Origin of the sequence: Paenibacillus mesophilus, from assembly GCF_005938385.1 — a bacterium.
GTDB lineage: Bacteria > Bacillota > Bacilli > Paenibacillales > NBRC-103111 > Paenibacillus_AB > Paenibacillus_AB mesophilus.
This window is the reverse complement of the sequence record NZ_VCRA01000019.1, coordinates 115,672-123,579: the sequence shown is the minus strand read 5'-3', so window position 1 is coordinate 123,579 and position 7,908 is coordinate 115,672. Positions and strand designations below refer to the sequence as shown.

7 protein-coding genes and 1 rRNA gene are annotated in these 7,908 nt (G+C 47.0%); all 8 read right to left on the bottom strand.

What is annotated here, in order from left to right:
- A 16S ribosomal RNA gene (locus FE783_RS26930) occupies positions 1–117 on the bottom strand; the annotation flags it as partial.
- Between the two features lie 543 nt (positions 118–660).
- Positions 661–1,683, bottom strand: a complete 1,023-nt coding sequence (locus FE783_RS26925; protein WP_138882466.1) for a hydroxyacid dehydrogenase — start codon at positions 1,681–1,683, stop codon at positions 661–663.
- A 297-nt stretch (positions 1,684–1,980) separates the two neighbouring features.
- Positions 1,981–3,024, bottom strand: a complete 1,044-nt coding sequence (locus tag FE783_RS26920; RefSeq protein WP_138882465.1) for a flavin-containing monooxygenase — start codon at positions 3,022–3,024, stop codon at positions 1,981–1,983.
- 71 nt (positions 3,025–3,095) lie between these two features.
- The gene (locus FE783_RS26915) at positions 3,096–3,680 is read right to left on the bottom strand and encodes a TetR/AcrR family transcriptional regulator (RefSeq protein ID WP_238403271.1); all 585 of its coding nucleotides are present in this window, start codon (positions 3,678–3,680) and stop codon (positions 3,096–3,098) included.
- A 107-nt stretch (positions 3,681–3,787) separates the two neighbouring features.
- Positions 3,788–4,780: a BadF/BadG/BcrA/BcrD ATPase family protein gene (locus tag FE783_RS26910; RefSeq protein ID WP_138882463.1), complete on the bottom strand. Its 993-nt coding sequence runs from the start codon at positions 4,778–4,780 to the stop codon at positions 3,788–3,790.
- A 56-nt stretch (positions 4,781–4,836) separates the two neighbouring features.
- Positions 4,837–5,235 (bottom strand): hypothetical protein, encoded by a 399-nt coding sequence (locus tag FE783_RS26905; RefSeq protein WP_138882462.1) that lies wholly within the window; start codon positions 5,233–5,235, stop codon positions 4,837–4,839.
- A 184-nt stretch (positions 5,236–5,419) separates the two neighbouring features.
- On the bottom strand, positions 5,420–6,655 hold the full coding sequence (locus tag FE783_RS26900; protein ID WP_138882461.1) for a MerR family transcriptional regulator: 1,236 nt from the start codon (positions 6,653–6,655) through the stop codon (positions 5,420–5,422).
- A gap of 62 nt (positions 6,656–6,717) precedes the next feature.
- On the bottom strand, positions 6,718–7,893 hold the full coding sequence (wecB, locus tag FE783_RS26895; RefSeq protein WP_202916266.1) for a non-hydrolyzing UDP-N-acetylglucosamine 2-epimerase: 1,176 nt from the start codon (positions 7,891–7,893) through the stop codon (positions 6,718–6,720).
- Positions 7,894–7,908: the final 15 nt, after the last annotated feature.

Below are 7,908 nucleotides of genomic sequence, written 5' to 3'. Positions count from 1 at the left end.
CAGGTTGCCTACGTGTTACTCACCCGTCCGCCGCTAACCCCGAAGGATTCGCTCGACTTGCATGTATTAGGCACGCCGCCAGCGTTCGTCCTGAGCCAGGATCAAACTCTCCAATAAGGTCCCGGTTCCCCGGGGTCCCCGAAAAGTAATCGGTGTTGCTGCAAAGCTTCACGTCACTTTTTGGGGTGAAGAAGAGCTGATAGCTCATTACTTGACTAGCTTGTTTGGTCTCTTACGAGACCTTCACTTGCACACTCGTTGTTCAGTTTTCAAGGAGCAATCATTTTGAGTTCGACCGACTCATTCAAGCGGCCGGATAATCAATATATCATACTAATTAAGATATTTGCAAACTGCAATTTTTTCCAAGGTCGCTATTCTGCATTAAAACTATAGCTTCGACGACCAGAAGACCAATATATCATATGCAACTTACATGATTCAATATAAAAATTAACCAGTACTACTAAAGTCTGCTGGTCCATTCAGTCAAGCCTCAAGGATTCTACCGTGAAGTTGCTGATAATTATGTTTAACCACATGTGTATATATCTGAATCAGGTTTTAAGTTAGCAATTTTGCAATACGATTTAACACCCTATATAGTGATGGACAGAAAACGCACAGGATGCGTCAACAGCCGATAGCCGTCCTCCGGTTTTATGCCATGGTCTCCAGCATTTTGTGGGAGACCTGATAGAGCAGCTGCTCTTGGTTTAAATATCTCCGGAACTCTTCCACGATGTATTCGGCCATCCGCCCGACCTCCGCTTTGTTGCTGCCTGCCATGTGGGGAGTCAGGAGGACGTTATCCATTTTCAAAAACTCGCTATCCGAACGAACAGGTTCCGGAAAGGTGACATCAAGTATGGCAGTCCTTGTCGGAACATCGTGAAGCGCCTTGATCAAATCAGCCTCAACGACTTGTTTCCCTCTTCCGGTATTGATAAAGGTTGCGTTCGGAAGCATCCGATCGAAATGCTCCTTGTTCAGAATGCCAACCAATGCCGGAAGATTGGCGAGATGATTGGATATCGTTTGACACTGCGAGAAGATTTCGATTAGATCGGTCTTTTTAACACGCAATCGTTCGGCAGCATCATCAGGCATATACGGATCGAATACATAAATTTCCAGATGGTAAGGTTTCAGCAGCTCGATTACTTTTTTACCGATCATCCCGGCACCGATGATACCAACCTTGACCCCATAATTACCTGGAAACGTGTGGGAATACTTGGACGCTTCATCTCGATTTCCTTTGCACATCGCTGAAGTCTGATGAAAACCTTTATTGGCCAACACAATTTGCGCCGCCGTGTATTCGGCGACCGGGATCGCATTAGCCGCCCATGCGCTTACGACGGCGACATTGCAGTTAAGAAACGGACGGGCAAAGCTCTGCACGCTGCCTGCAGAATAAAATAGCGCTTTCAAGTTGGGCAAATACCGCTTGATTTCCTCTTCCGTAATAACCGGCATTCCCCAGGTGGAAAAAACGACTTCGACCGACTGTAGATCCGCTGCATGTTTATCCAAGTTTTCCCGATTAATGGTCTCCGGGTAAATATCCGCATACTCGGCTAGCTCCTGCTGTATTAGGGTACTATACACACCGTCGATTCTTTGTTTCGTTCCGAAAAATACAGCTTTTCTCTTCATAAACCAGCCTCCCTCATGCATACGAATCACTGCTTACAACGAAACGTACGGAACTGCGACATCTGAGAAAATCGAAGATCGTAAATGTCGGATTAGGTAGGGTAAGTTTGCGGAACTCATGTCTTCTCAAGGTCGAAGGCAATTAGGACAGCTTCCTCGTCGAGTATAGTCTAAAATCGTCCAGCCGGTTCCACCAGCAACCCTTATAGTTGTACTGATTAAATCGCAGCGCCTCTAATGAATATCCGAGCATTAAACCTTTTCATAACACAGCATACAACAAATGTGGTTCGGTTGTAAGGTGTTTCGGATCGTATGCTATGTAGTCATTTTTCGCATCAAATATTCCGCATCTTGACCAACCCAACCCATTAGAGCGGATCCCCGACGAGATTGCCACGGAAGTCCCAAAAAATATAGTCCGGCTATAGGACTTACACCTCTTTCATGTTGTGGGATCCCGTTAGTATGTAGAGCTCCGGGAATATGGACCCAGCTATAGTCGGATCGAAATCCGGTAGCCCATATCACGTTAGCGGCGCGAGCCGATGTACTGTCTTCGAATCGTATAGTGTCTCCTGCAGCACTGACAGCCCGCGGCTTCATCTTAACGGTTTTCGCATTCAGCAGGTTCTTTAATTCCAAACCATATATTTGTTCCGGTTTTTTCTTCAGCCAGGATGCTCTTTTCGTATTGAGGTCCGCATCCAACAAACCCATTTTGTTAAAATACCAAAAAATACTTTTACCGAGGAAATATAGCGGCTTGAAGTCCATTCTATGACCTACCGATATCGTTACTTCATGCTGCTTGGCCAACTCGACAGCAATTTGTGCGCCGGAATTCCCGGCACCTACTACCATTACGGGACCCGCATTCAATTCGGCTGGGTTGCGATAATGGGAAGAATGCACTTGATATAGATCCGGATTTAGACCATTGGAAAACGAAGGTATGAAAGGCTTTTGAAAAGGACCGGCAGCAATAACCACTTCCTTAGCCGTAAATTCCTCTCCTTGCTCGCTTCGGAGATAAAACCCTTTTTGCGTTTTTTTCAACAAGGTGATGGTTGTGTTGAACAAGATGGGAAGCGAAAAGTGCCGGGCGTATCGTTCCAAATAGTCCGCGGCTTCATCTTTTGCCGGAAGACCATTGCGCCTCCCGGCAAATGCTAACCCGGGCAAGCTGTTATACATTCTTGGGGTGAATAAAAACAAGGAATCATAGCGATTTCTCCAACTGTCGCCAGTACGTCCGTTAGCATCGAGAATCACAAAATGAGAACCATTTTTTTGTAAATAATAACCCATAGATAACCCAGCTTGACCCCCGCCGATAACGATTACATCTTTTTCAATCATTTTTCTTCTACCCTCCAGTAATCCTCCAGTTAAACATGCAAGTACATGCTTGCAGATTGGACGAAAAAACACTAGGGTTTTAATCCCCTAGCAAACGTGCTTACGCTATGCAACAAAAATGCATCCGTATCCAACTTCGTGATCCGATCCCCGTATACCGAACGGGAAACAAAAAATCCGAGATTGAGCCAAATAAACGACATCGCCTGTGCTTCTAATTCCGTCTCCCGCAGCAGCTCTTTTTCTCTCATAAGCTGAAAATATCTCATTAAACCTTGCTTGAAGTCTCGCGGTATACTAGCCGCCTTCTCGTCCAATTCCGGAATTACGCCGGCTTCTTTAAGACCGATCATAACGATGTCTCCATTTTTCAGCATGAAGTTCTGGTATGCTTTGGAGAGGGTAAATAAGTCCTTCTCCAAATCCCATACTACATGGTTAAGCACTCCTTCGAACGTTGATAAATATGAATATTGATCGACCAGTGCCTCCACAATGCCCTTCTTACTTCCAAAGTGTCGAAATAACGTGGTCTCGTTAACCTTTGCCTCTCTCGCAATGGCTTTAGTTGTTACCGCCTTGAACCCTCTCTTTTGCATCAATGAGGCCGTTGCGTTTAATATTTTATCCCGCGTATCTTCAGGTGAATTTTCCACATAATCACATCCGCTCACGCAAGTGCTTGCATGCATAGTTTAAAACTTATCTTCAGTAAAGTCAATTTAGACTGAAGGAGCCGGCAGTATAGCGCGGCCCCTTATGTTCAGACATGCAATGAGCGCGGATGTAGGGCAAGGTTGGCCAGCAATTCAGTTCCGATTGGAATGTCGAGCTGTTTCAGCGCCAACAACACCGCACCGGCCACAGGTGAAAATGCGGGCTTGACTAGCGCATACCTTTTGTTGTTTCCCGCCTTCATTCGGATAGCAAGCTGTTGTTCGAAATAACGGCTGTTGACTACGCTCCCTATTAACGATACCTTGACCTCGGGTTCGGTAAAATAAGAAGCAAGCAGCTCTACTCCTACCATGATCTGATGAACAGCTCGATCACATACGGTTTGGGCCAAACGACTGTGCTGCAAGGCCGCTTCGGTGAGGAACGGCGCCAGCTCCGCGAACCTTCGATTCCTCTCCCGCCGATCGGCGATGAAGCCATTTAGTGCCAGCTGCGCAAGCTCTTCCACCGAAGCCAGCTTCCAATATTGCAGCATTCTTTGAATCAATTCAGCATCGCTTTCATCGATATTCCCGGCCAACAATTCGTACGTAGCATCGTACGCTAGAAAACGGGCCGCGCTGGCTGCATACTGGTGCAGATCGTAATTGCGGATCTGCCTGCCGGTTTCGTTCATGGCAAAAATGATGGAGCCGGTGCCGGAAATAACGATAATTCCGGGCTCTGACAGCAAGGCACCGCTGTGAGCGACCACGGCATCGTTGACGTGCAGCTTGTTGCATACCAGACCTTCCATTTCAGTCAAAGGGAGAACCCATTCCAAGTCCGATTCGGAGTCGTACCCGGCGAAGCCTCCTGCTAAGGCGGCCACCTCATCTATTTCCTTGTTGGCCTGCCGCAGAGCCTCTTGGATTGCTTCCTGCACGTTATGCTTCGCCTGCAAATCCTTATGTACAGATGAGGCGCCATTCTCCACATAGGACATGACTTTACCTTCAAAGTCAGAGACCATCACACGCGTGTGGGTGCCTCCTCCGTCTATTCCTATTACAACACTGCCATTTGTTCTCTGATTCATGTGCCATACCTCTCTTCTATCGGCAAAATAATGGAGACTCCTGAAGCCTAAACAGCTTATTTCCTACGTGACAGCCATCCGCCTCCAGTCGGCCCTTTGTTGGTCGGACTTCTTTGCTCTCTTTTTGGCTTGTTATCAACTGGCTCATTCATATCTTTCATTTTAGTAAGATAATTCGCTATTGTGTTATATTCATCCATGCTTCGTAAAAATAATGTGTTCAGCACCTCTCTGAGTTCTCCGTTTGCCTTTACAAGGTGGCACACAATGTTATATCCGTTAATCCTATTTTCAATATAATCAGAATACAAATACTCGGAACGATGTAAGGATTTCATCTGGATCCGCATTTCTTCTCCATCAAGCATAGTTATTTTCAAACCATCGGCTAAGAGCTCTAAGTGGCCCACCTTTCTCGAGCTGCCTACACCAATGTAATCTATTTTATGTACCATCTCAACACACTCCCTGACAAAGCGAATTTGGTTACTACAACTTCATAGAGCTCGGCACCTTTCACCAGCGTCGCTTTTCCCAAAACACGAACCCCCTAATCGAAAACGGAGATATAAATGTACAACCTTATAGTCGTCGACCGCGGCTAATCAACGATACGTTCTTGCCGCTCGCCGCGGCTATTTATTTGCGAAATGCAACGAACAGACCGACTTCCTTCGTTATGTGAACCGCACCTTCCGCTCTTATCGTTTCGTCCAGCATAGCTTCTAATCTGGACAAACGGCTGTCGGTTAAATTTTCCCTGCCTCCGGGCGTCGTTCGAATGTAAGCGATGAGCGGCCCGGCATCCGTCACATTCAAGGCATCCTGATATCGATGTAAACGGATATCTGCGAAACCTGCCGCGTCAAGCTGATCTTCCCCGTTTTCCAAACCGAATTCGCAGGCGAAATCCTGACGACCCGTATCATAATTGGGATTGAACACGCTTAGAAGTCCCTTTACTTCTTTCATATGGTTCGTGCCCATCGTCGATGCGAACAGTACGCCTCCTGGCTTAAGAACGCGACGTATTTCTTTCAAAGACTGGTGTCGCTCGCTTACATGGTACAGCATATGATTGGCCAACACCGCATCGAAGCTGGCATCCGGAAAAGGGATCGAGCGTGCGTCGGCCGGCGTGAAGCGGAATCGGTCCGGAGGTACGCAATGCCCGAGGCTCTCCTTGGCATCATTCAGCATGCCCTCAGACAGGTCGGTTAGCGTAACGTCCCAGTCCGGCGGTATCCTGTCCGCATTTCTCCGCCACAAAGTTCCGTCCCCGCAGCCAAGCTCAAGGATCGTGCTTTGTCCTGACATTATCAAGCGATCGAATAACCAATGATGCCACTTGTACGGGTTTTCACTGAATTCGTCATGGAGACGTATCCTCGTTTGAAGATTGTACGCGCTCTCGTATTCCTGATTCACTACCCGGATGATGGAGGCGAACAATTCCCATGCCGGGCTGTTTTCACTGCCTTCTGCTGTCGATCGCCGATTCTTTTCCTCTCCGTTTTCCAAGCTTTCCAACAGCGTAAGCGTCTCCTTCACCGTCTTTTGGACAAGGCGAAGATGATCCATTTTCTGACCGATAATCGCGCTCTGGACTCTCAAGGATTCCTTCAGATCCGCCTCGCGCCCGTCATTGTGAATGATTCCCCGGATCTCGTCGATAGTCAGACCGATATATTTAAGCGTCATGATTCTTTGGAGGCGGGCCAAATCCTGGTTTGTGTAATACCGGTGCCCCACGCTCGTTCTATGACTCGGCTTTAAAAGTCCTTCCTTATCGTAAAATCGTACCGTGCGTATCGTGACGCCGGCTTTGTCAGCAAATTGTCCCGCGGTCATCCATTCTTCGTTTCGCAACTGCATTGTTGTAACCCCCGTTGACCCTCACTCTCGCTTCATTACGAGCTCTATTATAATTCCGTCCTTCAGTTCCTAACAGTGAATTGTTCAGGGAACTCGGATACGAAACCAAAACGACGGGCGATAATCTGTACGATGCGTTCGGAAGCAAGTCCATCTCCAAAAGGATTGACGGCATTGGACATCTTATTATAAAAATTCATATCGGTAAGAAGTCTAGTCGTTACGGCATGAATCGTCGACTCTTCAGTCCCCGCCAGGTATACGGCATTAGCTGTAACAGCTTCGGGTCGTTCCGTCGTATCGCGCATTAGCACAAGCGGTTTCTTAAAAACGGGCGCTTCTTCCTGAAGACCCCCGGAATCACTTAGGATGAGAAAGGAACGAGACAATAAATTAACCATATCGGGATAATCTATCGGATCGAGCAGATGGATTCTATCGTGCCCCGAAAGGACATCGAGTGCTGTTTCACGAACAACCGGACTTAAATGAACGGGGTATACCACTGCTACATCCGGGTTTTCGTCCGCTATACGTCGTATCGCACGAAACATCCGGATCATGGGAGCTCCATAGTTTTCTTTCCGATGAGCGGTCATCGTAATGATTCGGCCCTTTTGTTTAACAAGGTGATTTAATCGATCTTCTTTAAACACATAATCCGGGCGACTTGTCAAAATGGCTGCATCAACCGCAGTTTGTCCCGTTATGAAAATATGATTTTCACTGCAGCCTTCTCTGATTAGGTTCTCCTTGCTAGTAGATGTGGGCGCAAACATGATGTCGGATACTACATCGACGATTTTTCTATTCATCTCTTCCGGCCATGGCGAGTATTTGTCGTGTGAACGTAATCCTGCTTCAATATGCCCGACAACTATTTTATGAAAAAAGGCAACCATGCCTCCGCACACTGCGGTTTGAGTGTCTCCGTGGATTAAGATTAGATCAGGACGTTCCTCGGATACAACTTTATCCAATCCGGTAATTGCAGCAGACGTTATATAGGCTAAAGTTTGATTTTGTTTCATGAGGCATAAGTCGATATCGGGTTGTATATCAAAATGAGAGAGCGCTTGATCGAGTTGCTCCCTATGCTGCCCGGTAACAACGACCTTTGTTTCAAACCATTCCGGAAATTTTTTTAACTCTTGGACTACAGGGCACATTTTGGTTGCCTCGGGACGGGTTCCGAAGATAACCATCACTTTTTTTCGAGCTGTTTTTACCGTTGACATTGCAACACCTTCCCC